Source organism: Halomicronema hongdechloris C2206, assembly GCF_002075285.3.
In the GTDB taxonomy this organism is placed as follows: Bacteria; Cyanobacteriota; Cyanobacteriia; order Phormidesmidales; family Phormidesmidaceae; genus Halomicronema_B; species Halomicronema_B hongdechloris.
The window spans coordinates 369,802-392,117 of the sequence record NZ_CP021983.2 but is presented as its reverse complement, the minus strand read 5'-3'; the positions used below and the strand labels follow the sequence as shown (position 1 = coordinate 392,117).

Genomic DNA, 22,316 nt, shown 5'->3' with positions numbered 1-22,316 from the left:
GTAGCAGCCTGCCCCACTCACCCTAGACAGCTGACGACATGGTGAATCCACGTCTACAACGTCCGAGAATATTGCCAGCCCTATCCCGGGCATTAGCCGTATCCCGAGCGATGCTCTCGGTCTATTACGCCTACATGGTGGAGTACCGTGCCGAGTTAATTCTATGGGTGCTATCGGGCACCTTCCCCTTAATTCTCATGGGGATTTGGGCCGAAGCCGCCACCAGCGGTCGCTTTGGGCTGCAGCCGACGGACTTTATCCAGTATTTTCTGGCAGTATTTATCGTGCGCCAGCTCACGGTGGTGTGGGTGGTCTGGGAATTTGAGCGCGAAGTGGTGGAAGGGAAGTTATCCCCCTATCTGTTGCAGCCCGTTGACCCGGTCTGGCGTCATGTGTTCAGCCATGTCTCTGAGCGCTTTGCCCGACTGCCCTTTGTCTTCCTGCTGCTTGGCCTGTTTATGGTGCTCTACCCCGAGGCCAGCTGGTGGCCTACCCCGATTAATTTGGCCTTGACCTTGGCTGCGGCTGGCTTATCGTTTTGTCTACGGTTCTTGATGCAATATACCTTTGCCCTCTTGGCCTTCTGGACCGAGCGCGCCAGCGCCATCGAGCAGTTCTGGTTTTTGATCTATACCTTCCTCTCGGGCATGGTGGCGCCCCTGGAGATGTTCCCCGATGCCGTGCGAGAGATCGTGCTGTGGACCCCATTTCCCTACTTGATCTACTTTCCGGCTAGACTGCTGACCAATCAAGCCGCGCAGGTGAGCCAAGGGTTCCTGGCTATGGTCATCTGGCTAGGCCTCTGCTTTGCCCTCAACCGTTGGCTCTGGCGGCAAGGACTGAAGCAGTATTCCGGCATGGGGGCATGATGACGCGCTATTTGAGGGTGCTGCAGCTGTTCTGGAGCACGGCGGTTGCCGCCGAGTTGGAATACCGCCTCAATTTTCTAATCGCGGCCCTCAGCAGCCTGGGGGGATTGAGTGGGGGGCTGTTTGGCCTGTTTCTCTTCTACCGCACCGGTTATCAGTTTCAGGGCTGGCGCTGGGAAGAAGCCCTGATGGTCTTGGGCACCTTCACCTGGCTGCAGGGGGTATCTGCCACCTTTTTAGTGCCGAATCTGAATAAAATTGTTACCCATGTGCAGGAAGGCACCCTGGACTTTATTTTGCTGAAGCCCATCAGTTCCCAATTCTGGCTTTCTACTCGGGTGTTATCGCCCTGGGGATTGCCAGATATGGGGTTTGGTTTGGCAATGATGTTCTACGGCGGATATCGCCTAGGGTTACAGCCGTCTGACTATCTTTGGGGCATCCCACCGCTCATTTTCGGAGCCGTCAGTCTCTATAGCCTGTGGTTTATGTTGGGGGCCACCAGCATCTGGTTTGTCAAAATCTACAATGTGACCGAGGTGCTACGGGGACTGTTGGAAGCGGGCCGATTTCCCATCGTCGCCTACCCTACCGCTTATCGGGTCTTCTTCACCTTCATCGTGCCCGTAGCTTTTTTGACAACAGTACCGGCCCAGACCATGCTAGATCGGGGGCATTGGGGCTGGATACTGGGTTCTGCTGCCCTAGCTGCAGGGTTGCTCCAGTGCTCTCGCTGGTTCTGGCGCTTTGCCCTGCGGTTTTATACCAGTGCCTCTAGCTAGAAGGGGCCGGATAATATCACTCACCCTGCACCCGTTCGATCTGCTGGATGATGTGACGAATTTCGTAGGCGTCATTGGCATCAGGGCGCTCGCATAGATAGAGTTCCAGATTATGCTGAGCTTCTACTAACCGCCCCAGTTGATAGTAGATCAGGCCCCGATCGCGCAGTTCTACCGCAGCCTTGGGTAGCATTAACAGAATCCGATCGATGGCGGCTAGGGCTTTGGGAATATCCCGTTGCTGCAGGTAAATCACCTTGAGATTAGCCAGCATGCGGGCCAGTAGCATCTTGGCAGTGACCACATTAAGATGCTGAGGTTGCAACTTAGCCCGGCTGCCATAAATCTGCTGCAGCCGCTCCTGACAGTCTTCGGCAAAGAGAATCTCCCCTTGGTTAAAGGGATCGACGAAGATGGCCATGTCATCCAGGGTGGGGCGCACCAGAAAATGCCCTGGCATTCCCACGCCGGCCATGGGAAAGTCGAGGCGTTTGGTGATCTCTAGGTAGATCAGACAGAGGGTAATGGGAATACCGGTGCGGCGGTCGATGACATCGTTGAGGAAACTGTTGCGGGGATCGTAATAGTCATCGGCATTGCCGTAGAAGCCCAGATCGTCAAACAGGTAATGATTAATGGCCTGCAGAGTTTTCAGGGGATAGGGATTTTGGGGTAGGCGTTCACGCGCTTCCGCGGCCATGGTATCGAGGGCATTGAGATAGGCCTGCACATCCAACTCAGGATAGTTTTCCTGGGCGATGTAAAGGGCTGCTTCAGCTAGATCGATGTGGTCGTCCGATTGCTGCACTGCTTGATAAAACCGTTGCCGAGCCAAGGAAAAATCCATATTAATGCAAGGAATAGTCACGACCGGCGCCGTATTGCAGCGCCTCTACCCAACGATGGGGATAGTAGGATTGGGGCAAGGCTTCTAGCCAGCGTTGACTGGCTCGTCCCAGGGGATACAGGCTACTGTAGAGGCCCAGGCTGGCATAGTGTCGCATCCAGTCTAATAGGTTGGCAAGGCCTAATTGGGGCAGTAGCCGTAGCACCAAGCCAGGGTGATGGAGTGAGGTTTGCAGGAGAGTGCGGGCCAGAGGTGAGAACTGGACCACGTCTTGGAGAAAGGGTTTCAGCACCTCATCCCCGAGAGCCGCCATATCCTCAAAGATGGCCGCAAGCAGTCGATTGATCTGTTGCGGGTCGGAGACGGACCGATCCATGGGCACACTCATGGATCGCTGAAATAGCCAGGTAACGGAGAGGCTGGGTTGATAGGGCTGTAACCAGGCCAGATCGGCTCTGGCCAGGCAGTCCTGCTGCAGGGCGTCATCAACGCCCTGGGTGAGGCGGGGCAGATGGCGAATCATGGCCCCAAAACCACCGAAACTGAGGGGAGATTGGCTGCCACTGCTATCGCCGATGGGAATGAGGCGATCCCAGGGATAGGTGAGGGGGCTGTCACGATAGCAGGGGAAGAAGCCGAACAGAGCCCGCTGCAACCGTAGGGCCTCTAGGCTCACTGATTGGTATTGGGGCAGTAGGCTGAAATAGTCTTCCAGGAGGGCTTCTAGGCTGGGGCGTTCGGGGTGGGCATCGGCATAGGTGAAGAGGTAGGTGGTGCGGCCATCCCGGGCTGGAAAGGCTTCCCAAAAGTATTGGCACTGTCGGCGAATCGGGGTGAAGGAGACGATCAAGTCGCCCTTGTCGTTATGGGGCATGCCCTGGGCGCAAGTTCCCACCACCAGGCAGACGGCGTCGGGTTTCTCCTGGCCCCGCGCCTGAGCCACGATGGGGGAGAAGTGCCCCATGGCGTCGATCATCAGGCGGGTCTTGAAGGGCTGATTGGCATCGACGTGGACGCCATCGGGATGGACCTGGGCCGATTGGAAGGCGGTGTCTTCGAAAAGTTGCCCGCCGGCGGCGAGAAAGGTTTGCTTCAGCTGCTCTAGTAGCGTAACGGGGTCAACGCCGATGTTTAAGACGTCGCGTACCCAGATGGGATCGCCACCCTGAAATTGAATGCGGCCCGGATTGTACTCGGTTGCGATCGCATCCTCCAGTTGAGCCGACGTCAGCAGCTCCAGCTCTACCAGGGTCTGTAATTCTCGCCGGGAAATGTTCCACTCCTGGGCCCGGCCCCGCAACTTCCCCTTCTCCAACAGGGCTACTCGCCATCCCCGTCGCGCTAATCCAGCCCCCAGCAAAATCCCCAGGGTGCCGCCGCTAATCACCACATCCCAATCGACGGCCCCAAGAGGCTGCGGCGAGGTTGTCACTACAGAGGAAGGGGCTAGCTGCCCCAGACGATAGCGCTGCCAAAGGGCATCGGCCCGCCGCAATCCAGTCAGCGTTTGACCTAGGGGGGCCAGCATTGTTTCCGTGAGGGTCATGGTCAATGGATCCGGTTTTCCTTGATCCTACTGAGAAGACAGGATAAGTGACGATATCAAGTCCCGCTCAAGCTTGCTGGGTTCCCTGGACGCCAGCCTGTGTATCTGGACTCGCAGGGGGTTTAAACTGGTCAATTTAGTCAAATTCGGTAGTTTATCTGATGGATCTAACTGGCATCTTCAGCGAAAATTGGCTCAATCGATCCTCAGGGTAGTGTCAGTAGACGACGATTATGGGCAAACTCGCGCCAAAAGCTAATCCATTCATGACCTATCGCGACCCCAATACCGGGCGATGGGTAACCGTGGTTCCCAAAACCACCCAGGCCCTTCAGTGGGCCGCTAGCCGTCCTCAAGAGACAATTGAGGTACTAGAGCCAGACCAATTTTGGCAACTAGCCCATGGCGCGGCGACCTGCTCCGACGCTAGGCAGTTAGACACATCTCGGGAGTTGGTCACGGCAAGGAACTAACCCGCTAGCGCTAGCGCCGACCTGATTCTTGGAAAAATGTTAACCTTCATTAAGGTTTTAGGAATGAGGAGGCAATGGGGCAATGGGGTTATGTCGACGAACCTGGCTGCGCTGGTGTTTCGCGGTGGGGTTGGTCGTGCTGAGTTGGCTGGCTACGACGCCAAGCACCTTGGCCATGGGAGGCCCTCAAATTCCGTTGGGACAGATGGCCCCGGACTTTACCCTACCCACCAATGCCGACGATGGCGCCATTTCCCTATCCGATTATCGGGGCCAGTGGGTGGTGTTGTACTTTTATCCCCAGGACTTTACCTCTGGCTGCACCCTGGAAGCTCAACGGTTTCAGCGAGATCTGGACGACTATCGGCGGCATAACGCCCAAATTCTGGGGGTGAGTGCCGATGATGTCGCCTCCCATGATCAGTTTTGTGACGCGGAAGGGTTGGCCTTTCCCCTGTTATCTGACCCCAATGGCACCGTGAGCCAGCTCTATGGCGCGTGGTTAGGCTTTCGCTCCCTGCGGCACACCTATGTCATCGATCCAGAGGGAGTCATGCGGGCCAGATTTCTAGGGGTACGTCCCGCCATTCACAGTCAGGAAGTGTTGGCCAAGCTGGAACGGTTACAGATTCAGGCTAACTAGTGCCTCTGTCTCTTGGCCTCTTTCGCCCCCTACTTGATCTGGGTGACCCGCCAATTTAGCTTCAGGTTGATCCAGAAATTCCAGAGGGTGACGGTGGCGATGGCAATTAGATTAGCCAGGTAGGGCCAGCGCTGGTCAAACACCAGATTAATAGAGCAGGTTCAGCACCAGTACATTGAGCACTAGTCCGGCTAGGCAGATGGCGTTAAATTTCAGCAGCCGCTTCAGCCGGGCGGCCCGGCCCAGCTGCCGAACACTGATGTCGGCAAAGGTCCAGGCATCATTCCAGAGAAAGTTGTTGAGGATGGCCACTTCGGCGGCCAGGATTTTGCTGCGGGTCAGGGCTAACCCTAGGGCGCCGTGCAGCAGATAGAGCACGGCCATGTCTACCACTACCCCACTGAGGCCCACTAGAGCGAACTTCAGAAAACGGGCCATGGGCAAGGCCAGCAACTTGCGACCAGGGGGGCCAGCGGCAAATCGAGCCCAACGCAGCGTCCAGAGATGGTGAAGGTAGTCTAGGTATTGCTGCCAGGTGACTTTGCTCTTACCGGCACTGCGCTCTTGAAACACGTAGCCCACTTCGGCAATGGTCTCGATCTGGCCCCGCCCCAGGAGTTCTAGCAGGATTTTATAGCCTTTGGGCTGTAGGGACCGCTGTGCGATAGCATCCCGACGCACCATGAAGTACCCACTCATGGGATCACTGACCCGACCTACCACCCCGGGCAAGAGTACCAACCCCAGAATCTGCGCGCCTCGAGACAGACATCGGCGGATCAGGTTCCAGTCACTGACGCCGCCGCCGTCGATGTGGCGACTGGCAACGGCCAGATCGGCCCCCTGCTCCATGGCCTGCCAGAGAGGTCGCAGTAACGCGGGGGGATGCTGCAGATCCGCATCGATTACCGCCAGGATTTGGCCCCGGGCTACCTGCCAGCCCCGAATCACCGCCGACGACAGGCCCCGCTCTGTTTGCCGTCGCATCACCCGCAGCTGGGGATAGGCAGCCACCAGGCCCAGAGCCACTGCCCAGGTGCCATCGGGGCTGTCATCGTCCACCAGAATCAGTTCGTAGTCCCCCGGCAACATCTCATCGAGCAACCGGGTAAGCTGAGCCACTAATTCGGCTACATTGCTCTGTTCGTTATAGGTGGGTAACACCAGAGATAGGGCCAGGGTGACGCCGGGGAGGGCACTGGAGTGCCCTGGGACTGTCAGGAGTCCCGCGGCCGGCTGAAGTAATGGCTTGCTCCCCGGTAATGGACTGAAACTGCATACAGGTTGGGCAAAAAGGGCATATCGGACGACTATAGCCCGCCATGGTCGACTTGGGCAGGGTTTAAAATCCCAAATCGGCCTTGGCGGCCTCGGCGGCCCGGAACAGGGGGCCATCGTCGATGTCTTCCCAACTCGGTTGGCCCACCTGGGCATAGAAGGCCTGGTCGTAGGGCCGGGTGCGCACCACCACTGGCATGGGCACGGCATGGCCTAGGATCAGGGCCTGCTGTTTCGAGTCCAGCTTGGCCAGCACCGAGCGCAGGCTCTGGGCCCCAGAGACGCCGGTAAAGATGGCGTCGATGTCTTTCTCATCATTGAGCAGGGCGGTGATGCGGGTGCCGATTTGAGACATGACTTCGTTGTCGATGCCGGAGGGCCGTTGATCCACCACCAGCAAGGTGACGAAGTACTTGCGCATTTCCCGGGCGATGGTGCCGAAGATGGTCTGTCGGGCCGTGGCCGGGTCTAGGAAGCGATGGGCCTCTTCGATGGTGATCATCAATTGCCGAGGCCGATCCTGGGGATTCTTGGTCTGCAGAAAGGTTTCGGCCTTGCGCACGTAGCTGGCATGGATGCGGCGGGCAATGACATTGGTGGCCAGCATATAGGAGAGCAAATTGGATTGGGAGCCAAATTCCACCACCACATGCTGACCGGCATCTAAGGCAGCCAGAATCTGGCCCACGTAGTTGTGGGGGCAGCTGTTGCGGATATATTTCAGGTCAGCCAGGCGCGTGAGTTTGCGTTGCAGGGCCATGATCGAGGATTTGCTGCCCAGCTTGGTTTCACAGAACTCCTGGATCTCCTCGTTGGTCATGGTCAGCAGACGATTGATCCAGGCCTTGCCAAATTCATTGCGCAGAATGATGGCGTTCTCTAGGCTGGCCTCGGAGAGGTTCAACTCCCCCCGCACCAGTAAGAGATCTTCCACGTCGATTTGGTCGAAGCTGATGAAGAGTTCCTGGGCATTCCGCACCCCGCGGCGGCGGGTGGCGTCTGGATCGAGGGTAAAGAGTTGTACCTGGTCCGGAAAGAGCTGCCGCAGTCCTTTAACGGTGTTGAAGTGCTTGCCTTCGCTGACTGCCTCCCAGCCGTATTCCGAGTGCATGTCGAAGATGAGATTGACGGCGGCTTGCCGCTGGATGGTGCCAGCCAGCAGCAGCCGGGTGAGGAAGGATTTACCGGTGCCTGATTTACCGAAGATGCCGTTGCTGCGCTCGACGAAGCGATCTAGATCGAGGCAGACGGGCACGTCCATGTCGATGGGCTGACCGATGGCGAAGTTGCGGCGATGGGGGTCATCTTCCCAGCCGAAGACGATGCGAAAGTCCCGCTCACTGGCGTCGTAGACTTGGCTGAAGTGACCCGGTACCGTCTTCACGGGCAGCAACTCTACGGCCGCACTGCTTTGGGCGTTGTAGGAGGCGAGGCCATTGGCCTCGCCTGGGCGAGGGCCGCTCGCCCCTGCAGGAGCATTCTCCTGGGCGGTGAACATCAGCATGGGAGACAGCTCTAGGGTGCTGTAGGTGCCGGTGCCGGCCAGCACGGCCTGCATTAGGGTATCACTGGGCTCGGGAGGGTTAGCCGCAATCCGAGGGCTGGCGGTGCCCAAGGCCACATCGGTGACCATACAGAAAAAGTGCGATCGCACCCCCTGCACCACCAAAAACTTACCCACCCGCATGTCCTCCACCAGCACATCCGGATGCAACCGGATCTGCAATCCCTGGCTAAGACAGCCCTGAATGACCGAGCCGAGTGGTTTATTCGTTGCCATATCCGCCAACCCCTACGCTTTCTGAGCCATGGTAGCGGAATTAAATACATGTGTTCCAGTTGCGTCCAAGTTGGCAAATCCTGACCACCCGCTTAGAACTGAACCCCCACTCCCCCTTGTAGAGATAGGGCTGTGCCACCGCCATTCTCATAGGCATCGAAGGCAATGATGGCATTGCCAAACAGCACTAAGTTGTTGTTTGGCATGATGTAGTCGACCCCGGGCTGTAGCACGAAGGAAGTTTTGTCGCCAACGGCAGAGGGCTCATCGCCGCCAGTGAAGGCGACCCCAGCCCCGAGATAGGCGTCAGTGTTCCAATTCAAAGGAACATCGTAGGAAACCGTGGGCACGATGGCAAAAGAGTCACCAAACACTAGCGCCTGAGCTCGAGCCGATATGGGAGCCTCTAGAAATCGGTAGCGACCAGCAATCACCCCGGAGATACCATCGCCATCGCCATTGTCGTCTTCGGTTAGCCCCACAGAAGCGCCGGCACCGATGTAGCTGCCATAGGCGACCTGAGCCTGCACCGGAACAGCCCCCATCGCCACCGCCCCTAGGGCCACGCCAGCAGCAACCGTTGCCAGCCAGTGTTCGAATCTACCCATACCACCATTCATACTATTCACTCCCCGAACGCTTACCGACTACCGGTTAACCCCAGTGATAGACCCATGCTCTTCTCAACCGAATGCTGAATCCGGCAAAGGCCTCTACCACCAGCTCGATAGCCCTAATACAATTGCAGATACATTACTGCATTGCGACTGAAAACACCACAAAAAATCAGGTCAAACCCAACTAGATTAAGTGTTTCAGCCAATTAAGTACGCCAGTACGGGTCAATTCAAGCAAATCCCATCGCCAACGCCACCGAAATGTTATCAAACGTTACGTTTTCCTAGCCGGTATTGCGCATGCCTGCCGCGATACCGTTGATCGTCAGCAACGCTCCTCGCAACAATTCTCCCCGACTATAGCGAGAGCGAATCACACCAGCGGTGGCGTTCTTATGCTGGCGCAGCCGCTTCAGCAGGGATACCTGCAGAAAGCCCAGGGGCACGATGGTGCCATTGCGCAAATACACCGAGCGCTGCAACTCCGGATCACTGTCTAGCAGCCGCTGATTTCCAGTGATTTTGAGGACCATCTCACAAGTGAGATGAAATTCCTGGGAGATCTTGTCAAACAAGACCTGGAAGCGCTCATGCTTTTCCCCAGGCGTGAGTTCTCGCAAATAATGCTCAGCAATTTGCAAATCCACCTTGGCCAGAGTCATTTCTACCTTCGAAATCACCATCTTGAAGAAGGGCCACTTGTAGTAGAAGTACCGCAGCAGTTTCAGATGCTCGGTGGGCTGCTGTTGTAGAAATTCATTCAGGGCCGTGCCCACCCCATACCAAGAGGGCAGTAGAAACCGAGCCTGAGTCCAGCTGAAGACCCAGGGAATTGCCCGCAGACTGCCCAAATCTTTCTTGCCACCGCGCCGGGCCGGACGGGAACTGATCTGCAGTTGGCTGATTTCTTCGATGGGTGTCACATGGTGGAAAAAATCCACCAAATCTGGTTGCTCGTAAATCAACTCACGATAGTGGCAGCGAGACCGATCCGCCAACTCCTCCATGATTTCATTCCAAGGCTGGATGTGATCGAAACTACTGTTGAGTAAGCTAGCTTGGATTACAGCCGTGGTCACGGTCTCTAGGTTATATAAGGCCAGATCCGGCAGATTGTACTTAGAGGCCAGCACTTCCCCTTGCTCCGTGATCTTGATGCGGCCATTAATACTGCGGCCGGGCTGGGCCAGAATCGCTTCATAGGCCGGGCCGCCCCCTCGCCCGACAGAGCCGCCGCGGCCATGGAAAATCCGCAGGGCAATGCCATAGCCATCGGCCGTGGATTGTAAAGACTGCTGGGCCTTATGGATCTCCCAATTACTGCTGAGGAATCCCGAATCTTTGTTGCTGTCAGAATAGCCCAGCATCACTTCCTGCAACGGCATGTCTTCAGACTGGGCCGGTTCTATTCCCCCCTGCAGGGCCGTCCGATACAGGGGCAATTCAAACAGTTGATTCATCACCGCCGGTGCCCGTTGTAAGTCCTCCACGGTTTCGAACAGAGGCACCGGTTGAATCGCCGAGCGATGGGTGGCGGGATCGTAGAGACCAGCTTCCTTGGCCAGCAGCAACACCTCCAGCATGTCACTGACATGATGACTCATGCTGACCACGTAGCTGCGGCAGATGTCGGGGCCAAATTCCTGGTGTAGGTGCCGCACCATGCGAAAGGTCTCTATGGTTTCCCGAGTCTTGTCAGAAAACGGCAGTTCACCAGGCACCAAGGGACGACGAGTCTGCAGTTCTGCGGTGAGCCAAGCCGTTTTTTCGGCTTCACTCAGGTGGCCATAGGCGGTGGGCAGAATCTGCAGATACTCGGTGATTTCGTTGAGGGCATCGGAATGGCGAGAGCTTTCCTGGCGGATGTCGAGCTGAGCCAGGTTGAAGCCATAGATTTCCACCTGGCAAATTAAGGTTTCCAGGTCCTGACATACTAGACCAGTTGCCTCTAGGTTGCGCTGAATCATCTGCAACTCAGCCAGAAAGTCGGGACCGGTGCGATAGAAGGTGCCAGGGGCTAACTCCGTCACCTTCTCAGGGCGAGGATCCCCCTGAAATAGGCTGAGGCTGCGTTTCAGGGTGTTTTCTAGCCGCTGTTGGATGTAGGCCAGCTTCAGCCGATAGGGCTCCTGACGATAGCGAATGGCCAGGCGGTCATAGACTTTGGGCATCTGGGCCTGGTCTTGCTCCAGGGACTCCAGCAGCTCTGGCATCACCTCGCTCCAGTGCAGGGACAGGCTGAGCAGTTGAGTCAGATGCTCAATGGAGGCAATGTATTTGTTCAGGACCAGGTTGCGCTGAAACGAGGCCGTGCGCCAGGTAATATCTGGGGTCACGGAGGGATTACCGTCTCGGTCGGCCCCGACCCAAGAGCCAAAGCGACAAAAGTTGGGCTTGGGAGGCGTTAGGTGAGGGAAGGTGATATTAAGGGCCCGCTTAAAGCGGTAATAGAGCTGCGGCAGCGTGTCGAATAGGACCACCTGGAAATAGTGCAGGGTATAGTCGACTTCATCTAAGACAGAGGGCTTAAACTGATGGAGCTCATCGGTACGCCACCAGAGTCGAACCTCTTCTGTGAGTCGGCTCTTCAATTCTTCCAAGTCCCAACTGGAGGACAGTCCGCTGCCTTGGGTACTCTCCTCGGCCCGATCAAGCTCCCGCAAGATGTCAGAAATGCGCCGTTGCTTGTCACGGATGGTGTGGCGCACAATTTCAGTGGGGTGGGCCGTGAAGACCAGGCGAACGTCTAATTGATCGACCAGGGTTTGAATCAGGCGTGGGGGAACATTGAGCTGTTTCAGGGAGGGGAATAACCAGTGGAAGGTGCCAATGTCCCGCTGGTTGTCTCGCCGGGTCATCAAGCTGCGAGCCAGTAAGCTAGCCTGGAAGCGATGGCCGTTACTGCCTTCTTCCACATCAGATACCGGCAGCCCAGGTCGATGCTCGGCCGATGGGTGAGTCTCATAGGCGGAATTAGCAGCGTGAGCGCTCGGGCCTACCTTATCGTAGGCCGCCCGATATTGACGCTGCTGTCCCTGTTGCTCGTAATGCTGCTCGACGATGTTGATCAGTTGAAAGTAGAGGGCGAAGGCTCGAGAGGCTTGAATGGCATCTTCGAGATCGAGTTGCTCGACGACATGAACAACATTGACAACGCTGGCTTCTCGGGCCGTCGGGGCTTGCCCCTCGGGGGAGCACATTAACCGCAACTTTTGCAGCAGATCGACTAGGTTTTGTCCGCACTCTTGCCGTAGAACACCTTCCCAGATCTCCTCGACGACTCTGAGACGATGTCTAAACAATAGATCGTGGGCTGAGGAAGCTGGAGCCACTTTCTCCATTAGGGTATCTACTGCTGTAGAACCAGCCGAAAATTTATCGTCGGAGGGATGCAGGGTAGAACTCATGAAACCAGTGGGATGACGGAACAGTAGGCGAGCAAAATGGGTTAGCAGTACATTACCGCATCAAGCTGGAAGCAGGACGGTTTATTGCAAGCCAGCAATCTGCTGGGACATGTCGCAGGGGAGAACTGGTTAGGGGGTGGTGCCGTCTTTGGTGGGAATCGCCAAAATCGGTAACCGCTCGCCTCGAAAGAGCTCTTCACTGGCTAAGCCGACGTGGTGAAAGATATCTGCGATCGCATGGCTACCCAGTAATCCTACCAGGACAGGCAGGGTCGCCAAACTAATGGTCAGACTAGTCACAGAGGGCATCTGCGACGGCGATGGGGAGGTTAGCTCAACGGAGGTAGAAGCAGACATGACCAGACTCCAAGAACACAGCAGCGCATATGCAACGATATTTAGAAGATCCCACCAATCGGGGAGAGGTCCCAAATCTCCGGCTGGACTTGGGATGGGATCAGTTATTCCACCATCATAAAAGGCGCTGAAGCGCCTCAGACGTCCTCGCCATGCTGTCCATGGATTGCCGATGGGATTCGCTAGCATGACAATAAACCCCTTGAAAAACGCGCGGGTTTGAACATTTATCAGTACTATGATGGCGGCACTGGTGATGGCGGCACTGGTGATGGCGGCACTAACGTCGATGGCGTTATCCTAATTTGCCTGAGATCTCTGCGTCAGCTGAGAGAATCACGGCGGCGAATTAAACGATCCTCCCTCGACCACCCTGTCGGGGTCGCGTTGCCATCTCCAGATTTTTTGTAGTCTCAATTCCTCCCTGTTGATTGATCCTAAATTTCTCAGATGTCATGAGATGTTGTCTACGCTGCTAACGGTGTCTTCTCCTACACTACTCTGATGAGTTAATTGCCCCATTCCCTATGGCTGCTAAGCGTCCCCCATCGGCTATGCACCCAGCCCCGGCTACGGGCCTGGTAACCTGGTTTCACCAGGCGCTAGATCAGCCTGAGCTAGAGTTGAGACTGAAGCTGCGGGGTAATATTCTCCACGTTCTCTGCGAAACCCCGGAGTCCCTGCCTCAGGCCCCACTGCTGTTGAGGCTGGTGCGGGCTCTGTTGCGGCAAGGGGGCGTCCAGCTGATTCAGCAGCTCTATCCCCATGTGTATCAGCTCTATCTGTACCATCGGGTCACAGCCCAAGAACAGCCCGATTGGACGGCGCCGCTCTATCTAAATCGTTTGGAGCGTCACTTAGCTCAACTGGTCCTGCAAACCCAGGATCCCAAAGATATTCAAGCTGCTCAGGGGTTACTGCAGGCCCATCCAGATGAGCTCATGGCAGATCATGATGCTGGAGATGGGGCCATTGTGCTCTCCCAACTGAGCCTAGCCCGGCAAGGGGATCCCGAGGCGGTGGCCTGGTATCTGAGTGAGACGCTCAGTGCGCTGGATGTGGGGGTCTGGGTCAGCATTAAGGCTGTGCCGGGACAAGCTCATATTTCGTCTGACATTGTGCAGTTTGGACCACCGCCGCCGGTTCAAGTCAGCAACGGTCAAGGTCCTGTAATTCCCCGCCTGTGGGTGCTCTGTCAGGCTACCTATAGTCCAGATCCGGCCCTGATTGCCCAGCCTACGGCAGAACGACTGCGGCAGCTAGAACTGACCCAATTCAAGGATGCTGTCCTGTTGTTGCAGGTACAGGGAGAAGCTAAACCTGACTGGCGCTTACGCATTGATCTCACCCCGCCCCAGGAAATGCTGCGGGAGTGGGCCCGCTGGGGGCATGCCGAGGCGATTCGACGATTGGTCCAGGCGGCTCTCACCGCTGCCGGGCTGGCGATGACGGTGACCGCTTCCCGCAAAGACACTACGCTGCATTTGATTGGCCAGGGAGAGGCTGACCCCTTGCCCTCGGCGGAGACCGTGCTAGAGCTGTTGCAGCCGTTACTGGACGGATTGGCCCCCCAGGGACTGCATCGAGCCCTGCTGTACGGCCAGACCGCGACTGCCGAGATGCCAGACTGGGTGCAGGGCGTCGACTTGCCGGGGGCAGATCACCCGGCCCTGGCGGTGTCTGCCAGGACCTTGGCTGCCGAGGCTGACTTACCAGCCCTGGCCTTCCTGCTCACCCAGCAGCTGAATCCCCAGCTAGATGACTACCTGGCTACGGGGGGGATTCGGGTGCAGCTATTGATTCGCAACCAGCTGTTGCATGTGATGCTGGATGGGCCACTTTGTCCGGTGCGATCGCATGTCGCCCCCATCGTAGGCCAGCTATTGAAGCGGCTGCGGCCCCAGGGAATTATCGGAGTCCGGCTCTATGGTCGTCGCGCCGGACAGTCCCAGCCGACCTGGAGCGGGGGCTTCGACTTTCAGGCTCGGCAGCGGCTGGTGCCGGAAGCAACGCCGGAATTTGCCGCCTCAGATAGCTATGTGGGTGAGCTATTGGCCCCGCCTGAAGCTGAGGTCCAGCCTGCAGAGGCGGCCCCGGATACCCTGGGGCATACCCTACGCCAATGGGCCGCGACCGCGGTTACAGGCGTGCAAAAGGGACTGCTCCACTCCCATCTGTTTGCCTCGAGATCTACTCCAGGGCAGCAGCCCTTACGAGCGGGAGGGGATTGGCGCATTGCCATGGTATGGGCCGTTGTCGGCCTACTCTTGACCGTGCAAGCCGACTGGCTGCTGGGGGAACTGCTGTCGTCGCCTCCAGCAGCCACAGCTGAGGCCAACGAGACTGCCGACCAGCAGGATCCTGGGGGGGCCGTTGATCCAGAGGCTGCTGCCTTTGAAGAGGCCCTCGATGACCTGGAATGGGGCGCCGACGACCCTCGCGCCGACCGCTTTGTTGCCGAGCCCTTTGCCACCTCGCCCCCGGCCGGGGCCAGGGATGCTACTGACCAACCGCCGGCTAGTCCTACGGGCCCCCTGGTGGCCACCTCTATCCTGCTGGAGGCATCCCCTTATCCCTCCTTCCGCAGCGAACAACTCAATGAAAAATTGGCCCTGTACCATCAACGACTACAGTTAGAGGATCCGCCGGATGTCTTGATTATGGGCAGCTCCCGTGCCCTGCGGGGGGTTGATCCTACCGCTTTAGAAGAAGAGCTGGCTGCCTTGGGCTATGAAGGGATCGAGGTATTTAATTTTGGTGTCAATGGCGCCACCGCTCAGGTGGTCGAGTTAATCATCCGCCGGCTGTTACCCCCTGACTATCTGCCCCGCTTGATTCTCTGGGCCGATGGTGCCCGAGCCTTCAACAGTGGCCGGGTCGATATCACCTATAACGGCATCGCCACCTCCGAGGGGTACCGACAAATGGTTCGAGGTACCCTGCCCCACGATACCCCTGAGGAGGCCGGTGAGACTGATCCCGAAGCAGCGGCGGCGGCCCCGGGCGAGGACCCGGCAGCCGACATTGCCGTCACCTCCCAGGGGATTGGAGAGCAATTGCGGAGTAGCTATCAGCAAATGGACCAGTGGCTGAGTGATCAGCTAGGCACCCTATCTGCAGTACACCCAGAACGTCAACGCCTGAAGGAATGGCTGCAGGCTGGCTTGGTGACTCTGACCACCCCCCCGTCTCAGGACCCGGCAGCCCCACCCCCGGCCGATGGTCCCAGTGATCCCTTGGATGCGCCGCTGCCAGAGGGTAGCCACATCGACTTCGATGGCTTTTTACCCCTATCGGTGCAATTCAATCCGGCCACCTACTACCAGAAACATGCGCGGGTCTCGGGCTATTACGACAGTGATTATCGGTCTTTCCGGCTAGAGGGACGTCAGGCGGAAGCATTCCAGCGGTTGCTGCAGTTCACCCAGAGTCAGGATATTCCCCTGGTATTCGTCAACACACCACTGACGGACGAGTACCTAGATCCCTATCGTCTCGACGCCGAAACCCAGTTCCTGCAATACATGGTGCGGCTATCTGGCCAGGAGGAGGGCTTCATCTTTCGCGATCTAGCCCAAATTTGGCCTGAGGAATATGATTATTTCTCCGATCCGAGCCACTTGAATCGCTACGGTGCCTATCAGGTGTCTACCCGCTTGGCGCAAGATCCGATGATTCCTTGGCCGGAGCCCATGCCGGAGACTACTCCATGACCCTGCCATCGATCGCCTATCTGCTCTTCTTACTCAGCGTCGTTGGCATCTATTGGTCCCTGCCTAGGCGAGGGGTGCGCCTGTGGCTGCTGGTTCTGGCCAGTATCGTCTTCTATGCATCCCTCCAAGCCACCTATCTGCCTCTGTTGCTGGTTTCAGTCGGGTTTAACTTTTACCTGGGACGGCTGTTGAGCTTGCCTTTAGACACCCGTCTGCCCAATTCCCAATGGCATGTGCTTTGGAACCGGCGGCGCTCGGTATTTCTGGGGTTTGGTATCGTCGTTAATACCCTGCTGTTGGTGGGGTTTAAGTATGGGGAAGGGATCTTGCGCCTGGTGGGCCTATCGGCCTTGGTGGCTCCGTCGGCAGCGGCCGATCCCGGGGCATTGCGGCTGATTATGCCGCTGGGCTTAAGTTTCTTTACCTTCGAATGCATTGCCTATCTGGTGGATGTTTACCGGGGCTCACCAGCTAGTCGAGGCCTGGGGGAGTTCGCGGCCTACAAGCTTTTCTTCCCCAAGGTGATCTCTGGGCCTATCACTCGCTTTCACAGTTTCATTCAGCAACTAGAACCGCCCCCAAAGCCCTCTCTGCAGCTGGGCATCGAAGGGCTATGGCTGATTGCCTGGGGCGCCTTTAAGAAGCTACTGATTGCTGACCACATCGCCATATTGGTCAATCTCAGCCTGGATAATCTGGCGCGGGCTGGCAGTGCCGATATTTGGTTGGCTATTTTTGCCTATGGGCTCCAACTGTTCATCGATTTCAGTGCCTATGTCGATATCGCCCGGGGCAGCGCTCTGCTCCTTGGGATTGAATTACCCCGGAATTTTGACTTCCCTTATTTTGCCACCAGCCTTGCCAGTTTTTGGCGGCGCTGGCATATGACCTTGGGAGACTGGCTGCGCAATTACCTGTATTTTCCCTTAGGGGGCTCGCGAGTAGGCCTGGCTCGCACCTGCCTCAATTTGATGATCGTGATGTTGGTGGCGGGGGTTTGGCACGGTAATGACTGGGGATTTGTGATCTGGGGGGCGATGCATGGGGCTGGGCTGGTGGTTCATCGCCTCAACCATGCGATCGCATCTCGCCTCGCCCCGTTGCGGCATTTTTGGGCCTCGTTGCCAGGCACCCTGCTGGCCTGGGGGCTCACCCAGGGATTGGTGTTCGCCAGTTGGTTGCCCTTTCGACTGCCGCAGCTCCGTCAATTCACCCTGGCCTGGCAGCGGGGCTGGGGAGTCTCTGCCGACGTGCAGTTTGGCCAAAAAGTCTATGGGGAATCCCTCGGCTTCACCTTCACCCAGTTGCTGCTGCTGCTCTGGGGTGGGGTGGGGCTGATGGCCCTGGTCTACTGCTTCCAGCGGGGCTTTAAGCTAGAGCTGAACTGGCCGATTAAGGTCCTGCTGATTCCGGTGTTCAGCTTCTTGGCCTGGCTGCTGGCTCCCCCGGAGATTCTGCCCTACATTTATTTCGAATTCTAAGTAGCTGGGCAGAATCAAACTACAGGCGCTTTCTATGCTGGGGATGGGGTACAGCGTTCGCCATCTTACAGTTAATCGAGCCCTGCTACTTAACAGAACGTCAGGTCAGCAGAACAGTTGGGCTCAGGTCCCATTTTCTAACTGCGACGGGGGCCCATCTTTCCAGGGTTCAATGGCCCTGAGGAGATACTCTCCGGCGGGGGTGCGTGTCATCCGTATCACGTACTGCCCGCCGACAGCTATGCCAGACTTTGTAGGGCTATGGATGTGGAAGGCAAAGGTCTGACCAGAGAACTGCCCTGCCATGACGGCATCAACGTCTAGGACGGCCACCCACTTCAAGTGCGGGTGGGGACCGCGCTGTGGCCTTAGCGCGGTGATGACACCACGCAGCACCACATCTTCGTCATTGTTGTTATTGTCTGACATAGTGGGGTCCTCTCACGCTACCAGGGACTGCTCCATGGTGCCGGGAAGGTGACGGTGGATAGAAGACAGGGTCGGCGCATAGACAGCATCGGGTCCCACAGCTTTAGTAGAGCAACCGATAAGGTTCAAGGCTACGGACAGATACGATTCAGGGCAGCCAGGGCGGCTTGCAAAAACCGACGCTCCCAGCGGTAAGAATTCACCTCGTCCTGGGCCCAGTCGTGGCCGTCCTGCCACTGGGCTTCGAAGGCTGCTACTTCAGCGGGGAAGGTAGCCCGCAGGGTATCTAGCCGATTGGGGACTCCTGCCAGCCGCTTCCACTCGCGGAAGAAAGCTGCTCCTTGAGCCCGCGCGATGTCATTCGTATGGCGAGCATGCATGGTCTCATGGACGAAGGTAGCTTTGTCATCGATGCGCTGGCAGGGATCAGCCGATGGCGGTGGTAGCGTCATTGTGCCACTGGCACTGGTGGAGCCAGCTACGGTAGTACCGGGATGGGCGGCATCGAAGCAGGCTTCAACATCGACGTTGGTCGGATTGGCCGGAACGTCACAGGCGGCATAGGTCGCCGCTGCGGTATTGGCCCAATTAATTCCATCCCGCACCTGCTGGCGGCATCCACACATACTGCGTGTGACGGGTAGTCCCCAGACTCTCTCGCTAGTAGGCGGCGATGGGGACTGTCGTTGGATTCTATGGCTGGATCCCTGGGCTGCCGGTTCAATCCTGTGGTCTCCATGCCTGGCAAGAGCACCACCTTGCTGCACAACATGGGCCAATTCATGGGCCATCAAAAAACGGGCACGTCCACTTCCTGAAGGGGACCTCGATTAATCAGTTTTCTTTAGCTAATGGCGTCTCATTTGAGACCGTCAAGGTGACTCAAAGAGAGTCCGAGACATTCCACCGAAAAAAGCTTCCCATTTTGACAAAAAAATAGGGTTGGAAGACCACGTTTAAGTCGATTTCCCGGCTTTAGGTCCGATTATCTTGCCAGTTCAGCCGATGCAGCACGTTGGGTTTCGAGACACACAAACCGCTTCAGGTTATACACCAGATTTTTCAGACCTAGCTGGGTCTGGGCACGGGCTAACCCGATGCTGCGCACCACCTTGCCACCCATGCTGGTGACGACATCTCCGAAGATGTGCTCCACTCTGGCACGGGTTTTGGAGCGCTCTCGATTCGCGGTTTTCTGGGCCTCGCTTAAGGGGCGATTGCGATAGGCCCGTTCATTTATATGCGGCTCAAACCCTATCAATTTCAGCACCTCGACAATCAGCACGGAGAGATACGCACTATCGGCCCAAAGTCCATCGCCGCTATTATCCGCATCGAGCAACTCGCCCAAGACCTGCGAGTCATGGACCGACGCATCGGTGACGCTGTAACGGCGAATGAGCTTAAAGCCGGCATCACTATTGATGTGGTTTTTGTAGCCGTAGTGGGACGTTCCATTTTTCTTCGTCCATCGGGCGTCAACATCTTTTTGCGCGAGCTGATGAGGGGTCTCTTGCCACTCAACGGGAACCTCACCCTGCTTGAGGGTTTGGTTCTCCTCACGGGTGTTGCGTTGTTTGGGAACTGGAATCAAGGTCGCATCCACAATTTGCCCATCCTTGGCGGCATAGCCTGCCCCTTGCAGATAGGCTCCAAACTGCTCGAACAACGCCTCCACCAAGCCGTGCTGCTGCAACTGTTCTCGGAAGAGCCACACCGTCGTTGCATCCGGGACTCTATCCTCAAGCCCCAAACCGAGAAATTGCATGAAGGACAGTCGGTCGTTGACCTGATATTCCAGTTCGTCATCGCTGATGTTGTATAGCTTTTGCAGCACCAGCATCTTGAAGAGTAACAGGACATCGGTGGGGTTACGACCGGCCTGGCTTTTGCGCGGTTTCTCTCGAATCTGCATCAGAATCGGACGAAAGGTCTCCCACGGCACCAGTTGATTCAACCGATTCAGTACCGCCTTCTTTTGCTCCAGTTTTTGCTGGCGCTCTTCGATATCCCAGAATCCCTGCTGTCCCATGGCCTGCGTGCTTCAACAAAACCGACCTTATGATCTCATACTGAGATCGCTCTGGCTATTTTTCGAGGTGCCCTGAAGATAATCGGTCGTTATCCAAGACAACGTGCTGGCCCACTGTATACCCCTGCGCATTGATCGCTTGTGCTGACTCTGCCGCCTTCGCATCCGTGTGCACTCGCACTTGGCTGAAATCATGCCCAAAACGTGGCTCCATAAAGCTGCGGGTGTGGGCATCCAGGGGCTGGCCGGGTGAGCGCAATACTTCGTGGACGATGGGCAGTGCTGAAATCTGTTCCTCGTTGTTCGACTGAAGGCGCCGCAGTTGTAGGCGCATTGGTTTCTGCTCCGGTCGCTGTGCCTGACACTGGGGACAGCCACCACCACAGGCACAGGTGCGCTGCAGCTTGGGATCAGGCATGCGAATCACTTGGTTCGCAACACGATCTGCCTCCTGTTCATAGATGTCTCCAGGCTGGTCGATCGTGAGTTTCGTCTGTAGTGCTCCTGGATGTGGACGATGACACTGCGGGGGCAACTCATGCCGCTGGATCCGACTGGATATCGTAGGCTTGATCGCAGGCTTGGCAGATGTAATCTGCTGAGTTGCCCTTGATTTCTGTGCAAAAGTACCCATGGCCAATCCTCTGGTGGTTATTGAGTAGCCTGACGGTAATCTTCAGCGGCGCGAGACCATCTTTCGGAAAAGTCCGAACCTTTTGCCTTCGCGTCCGCCTGCAAGAAATTGTTAGGCATACCAAGGTTCTATAATTGTTAGCACTTATACCTCTCTGGTTTGCAAGCTGAAATCATTATTATTACTGGATATTTGACCTGGACTCAAAGCCTGGGCCGGATGCTTGAAATTCGAGTCTATTACTTGCGAGACGATCTATGCTACCAACAAGCTTTTGAACATAAGCAACTCGCTCAGATCCCGACATATTCTCGTTAGGGTCAAGATGATTGAGTAATCTTTCTGCAAGTTCTAGCTTGGAAGTAAGAAGTTCAAGTTCAAGACGGCGATTTGAAAGCTCAAGAGCATCAAGCTCTGCATTCTCACGACCTAAATCCATTTCAAGCTTCCTTTGTTCAAGCTCTTCCCGCCTTCGTTGAAGCACTAGCATCTGCTCAACATGCTCTCTACGCCAAGGTACTATCCACTCAAGAAAAAGCTCTACTGCTTCACGCAGACCTGATAAAGAGATCGAGACAGGAGAGCTTTGTGATATAGAACGTATACGACCTCGATAAGAAGCACCTGACGCAGTAGATGCAACCTCTTGTATCTCTTCTATTCCAGTGAGAAATGGTGAGATTTGATCTCGCAAGGAAGAAGGCGTGAGAGAGACTTGAGAAGTTACAGTTAGTAATGTCGGTGTAGAAACATTGGCGATTGCAGACAGTTCACTCTCAAGTGCAAGCTGTCGCTGCGCTAAACCACTAATCTCTTGCTGAAGACCAGCTACACGGGCTCTCTCAACAGAATCTTGAAGTTGTAGAATAGAGACAGCATTTCGAACAGAACCATTAATAGAGACACTTTCAGCAATTGCTCGTCCTTGATCAGTTTCATCAATCAGGATGGTGTCTATTCGTGCAAAAGGGTATCTCTCAATTATTCGCTCAGCTTCTATTTGAGGGTTCCCAATATTTGCTAATCCATCTGACAGTATAAGCACACTAAGTGCACGATATCGATTGAACGAAGAATCAATCGCAACAATATTGAGCGCCGCAGTAAGATTAGTACGTCCACCACCTTGAAGGACACTAAAGGAAGATGGAGAGAAAGCACTTTGATGTCCTTGAAAAATCTTTTCAGCCTGATCAGCGAACTTAATAACTGCAACATCTTGATCACGTATAGAAGCAATCTGGCGCAGTAAAAGCTCTGAAGCAGCCTCCAGCTTTGTTCGCCAAGCACCTCGTTCTGCTAGAGGATCAGTTGCTCCTCTGCCAGAGAAGCCTTCATTCATAGAACTGGAAACGTCCAGAAGAATTATCCAAATTGACGACATCTTTAGTGCTTAAAGGTTGTTATTTTGTATTTTCCTATAACATG

17 protein-coding genes and 1 pseudogene are annotated in these 22,316 nt (G+C 56.1%); 6 read left to right on the top strand and 12 right to left on the bottom strand.

From position 1 onward, the window contains the following. Positions 1 to 110: 110 nt before the first annotated feature. Positions 111 to 869, top strand: coding sequence for an ABC transporter permease (locus tag XM38_RS01785; protein ID WP_225889425.1), 759 nt, complete (start codon positions 111 to 113; stop codon positions 867 to 869). Beyond that, on the top strand, positions 869 to 1,651 hold the full coding sequence (locus XM38_RS01780) for an ABC transporter permease (RefSeq protein ID WP_080812922.1): 783 nt from the start codon (positions 869 to 871) through the stop codon (positions 1,649 to 1,651). The genes XM38_RS01785 and XM38_RS01780 overlap by 1 nt, the downstream gene beginning before the upstream one ends. A gap of 16 nt (positions 1,652 to 1,667) precedes the next feature. Here XM38_RS01780 and XM38_RS01775 read toward each other — a convergent pair whose 3' ends face one another. Both XM38_RS01775 and XM38_RS01770 read right to left on the bottom strand, forming a co-directional pair. Continuing rightward, entirely contained in the window at positions 1,668 to 2,498 is an 831-nt protein-coding gene (locus XM38_RS01775) for a SirB1 family protein (protein ID WP_080812872.1), read from the bottom strand. Position 2,499: 1 nt separating this feature from the next. Further along, positions 2,500 to 4,044, bottom strand: a complete 1,545-nt coding sequence (locus XM38_RS01770) for an NAD(P)/FAD-dependent oxidoreductase (protein WP_088428921.1) — start codon at positions 4,042 to 4,044, stop codon at positions 2,500 to 2,502. 233 nt (positions 4,045 to 4,277) lie between these two features. Here XM38_RS01770 and XM38_RS01765 point away from each other — a divergent pair, with 233 nt between their 5' ends. After that, positions 4,278 to 4,517, top strand: coding sequence for a hypothetical protein (locus XM38_RS01765; protein WP_080812874.1), 240 nt, complete (start codon positions 4,278 to 4,280; stop codon positions 4,515 to 4,517). 82 nt (positions 4,518 to 4,599) lie between these two features. After that, positions 4,600 to 5,160 (top strand): peroxiredoxin, encoded by a 561-nt coding sequence (locus XM38_RS01760; RefSeq protein ID WP_088428919.1) that lies wholly within the window; start codon positions 4,600 to 4,602, stop codon positions 5,158 to 5,160. Between the two features lie 29 nt (positions 5,161 to 5,189). Here the strand turns inward: XM38_RS01760 and XM38_RS01755 are convergent. The 5 genes and pseudogenes from XM38_RS01755 to XM38_RS01735 form a co-directional block, all read right to left on the bottom strand. Beyond that, a pseudogene (locus tag XM38_RS01755) lies at positions 5,190 to 6,381 on the bottom strand (glycosyltransferase). Positions 6,382 to 6,502: 121 nt separating this feature from the next. Further along, positions 6,503 to 8,218, bottom strand: coding sequence for a helicase HerA domain-containing protein (locus tag XM38_RS01750; protein ID WP_080812878.1), 1,716 nt, complete (start codon positions 8,216 to 8,218; stop codon positions 6,503 to 6,505). 92 nt (positions 8,219 to 8,310) lie between these two features. Next, a complete protein-coding gene (locus tag XM38_RS01745) occupies positions 8,311 to 8,826 on the bottom strand; it encodes a hypothetical protein (RefSeq protein ID WP_080812881.1) in 516 nt (171 codons plus the stop codon). Between the two features lie 293 nt (positions 8,827 to 9,119). Continuing rightward, complete coding sequence (gene ppc, locus XM38_RS01740) at positions 9,120 to 12,242, bottom strand: phosphoenolpyruvate carboxylase (RefSeq protein WP_088428917.1); 3,123 nt, start codon at positions 12,240 to 12,242, stop codon at positions 9,120 to 9,122. 129 nt (positions 12,243 to 12,371) lie between these two features. Continuing rightward, positions 12,372 to 12,599, bottom strand: coding sequence for a hypothetical protein (locus XM38_RS01735; protein WP_202978805.1), 228 nt, complete (start codon positions 12,597 to 12,599; stop codon positions 12,372 to 12,374). 527 nt (positions 12,600 to 13,126) lie between these two features. On the opposite strand from XM38_RS01735, the gene XM38_RS01730 reads away from it, so the two are divergent. Further along, positions 13,127 to 16,312 (top strand): DUF1574 domain-containing protein, encoded by a 3,186-nt coding sequence (locus XM38_RS01730; RefSeq protein WP_137454984.1) that lies wholly within the window; start codon positions 13,127 to 13,129, stop codon positions 16,310 to 16,312. Next, positions 16,309 to 17,793, top strand: coding sequence for an MBOAT family O-acyltransferase (locus XM38_RS01725; protein WP_088428913.1), 1,485 nt, complete (start codon positions 16,309 to 16,311; stop codon positions 17,791 to 17,793). Before XM38_RS01730 ends, XM38_RS01725 begins: the two co-directional genes overlap by 4 nt. 123 nt (positions 17,794 to 17,916) lie before the next feature. On the opposite strand, the gene XM38_RS01720 is transcribed toward XM38_RS01725, so the two are convergent. The 5 genes from XM38_RS01720 to XM38_RS01700 form a co-directional block, all read right to left on the bottom strand. Next, on the bottom strand, positions 17,917 to 18,222 hold the full coding sequence (locus XM38_RS01720) for a hypothetical protein (RefSeq protein WP_088428911.1): 306 nt from the start codon (positions 18,220 to 18,222) through the stop codon (positions 17,917 to 17,919). A 131-nt stretch (positions 18,223 to 18,353) separates the two neighbouring features. Beyond that, positions 18,354 to 18,848, bottom strand: coding sequence for a hypothetical protein (locus XM38_RS01715; protein ID WP_080812900.1), 495 nt, complete (start codon positions 18,846 to 18,848; stop codon positions 18,354 to 18,356). A 359-nt stretch (positions 18,849 to 19,207) separates the two neighbouring features. Continuing rightward, positions 19,208 to 20,254 carry an IS5 family transposase gene (locus XM38_RS01710; RefSeq protein ID WP_080806623.1) on the bottom strand — a complete coding sequence of 349 codons (1,047 nt, stop codon included), beginning with the start codon at positions 20,252 to 20,254 and terminating at the stop codon, positions 19,208 to 19,210. Between the two features lie 55 nt (positions 20,255 to 20,309). Next, positions 20,310 to 20,888: an eCIS core domain-containing protein gene (locus XM38_RS26265; RefSeq protein WP_080812904.1), complete on the bottom strand. Its 579-nt coding sequence runs from the start codon at positions 20,886 to 20,888 to the stop codon at positions 20,310 to 20,312. A gap of 181 nt (positions 20,889 to 21,069) precedes the next feature. Beyond that, complete coding sequence (locus XM38_RS01700; RefSeq protein WP_088428909.1) at positions 21,070 to 22,272, bottom strand: VWA domain-containing protein; 1,203 nt, start codon at positions 22,270 to 22,272, stop codon at positions 21,070 to 21,072. Positions 22,273 to 22,316 lie beyond the last annotated feature (44 nt).

Bases quoted from the DNA above. Each gene is read 5' to 3' on its own strand.
- XM38_RS01700 (WP_088428909.1), bottom strand. From the start codon at position 22,272: ATGTCGTCAATTTGGATAATTCTTCTGGACGTTTCCAGTTCTATGAAT.
- XM38_RS01720 (WP_088428911.1), bottom strand. From the start codon at position 18,222: ATGTCAGACAATAACAACAATGACGAAGATGTGGTGCTGCGTGGTGTC.
- XM38_RS01760 (WP_088428919.1), top strand. From the start codon at position 4,600: ATGGGGTTATGTCGACGAACCTGGCTGCGCTGGTGTTTCGCGGTGGGG.
- XM38_RS01725 (WP_088428913.1), top strand. From the start codon at position 16,309: ATGACCCTGCCATCGATCGCCTATCTGCTCTTCTTACTCAGCGTCGTT.
- XM38_RS01745 (WP_080812881.1), bottom strand. From the start codon at position 8,826: ATGGGTAGATTCGAACACTGGCTGGCAACGGTTGCTGCTGGCGTGGCC.
- XM38_RS01775 (WP_080812872.1), bottom strand. From the start codon at position 2,498: ATGGATTTTTCCTTGGCTCGGCAACGGTTTTATCAAGCAGTGCAGCAA.
- XM38_RS26265 (WP_080812904.1), bottom strand. From the start codon at position 20,888: ATGGGTACTTTTGCACAGAAATCAAGGGCAACTCAGCAGATTACATCT.
- XM38_RS01750 (WP_080812878.1), bottom strand. From the start codon at position 8,218: ATGGCAACGAATAAACCACTCGGCTCGGTCATTCAGGGCTGTCTTAGC.
- XM38_RS01710 (WP_080806623.1), bottom strand. From the start codon at position 20,254: ATGGGACAGCAGGGATTCTGGGATATCGAAGAGCGCCAGCAAAAACTG.
- XM38_RS01735 (WP_202978805.1), bottom strand. From the start codon at position 12,599: ATGTCTGCTTCTACCTCCGTTGAGCTAACCTCCCCATCGCCGTCGCAG.
- XM38_RS01780 (WP_080812922.1), top strand. From the start codon at position 869: ATGACGCGCTATTTGAGGGTGCTGCAGCTGTTCTGGAGCACGGCGGTT.
- XM38_RS01715 (WP_080812900.1), bottom strand. From the start codon at position 18,848: ATGTGTGGATGCCGCCAGCAGGTGCGGGATGGAATTAATTGGGCCAAT.
- XM38_RS01770 (WP_088428921.1), bottom strand. From the start codon at position 4,044: ATGACCCTCACGGAAACAATGCTGGCCCCCCTAGGTCAAACGCTGACT.
- ppc (WP_088428917.1), bottom strand. From the start codon at position 12,242: ATGAGTTCTACCCTGCATCCCTCCGACGATAAATTTTCGGCTGGTTCT.
- XM38_RS01730 (WP_137454984.1), top strand. From the start codon at position 13,127: ATGGCTGCTAAGCGTCCCCCATCGGCTATGCACCCAGCCCCGGCTACG.
- XM38_RS01765 (WP_080812874.1), top strand. From the start codon at position 4,278: ATGGGCAAACTCGCGCCAAAAGCTAATCCATTCATGACCTATCGCGAC.
- XM38_RS01785 (WP_225889425.1), top strand. From the start codon at position 111: ATGCTCTCGGTCTATTACGCCTACATGGTGGAGTACCGTGCCGAGTTA.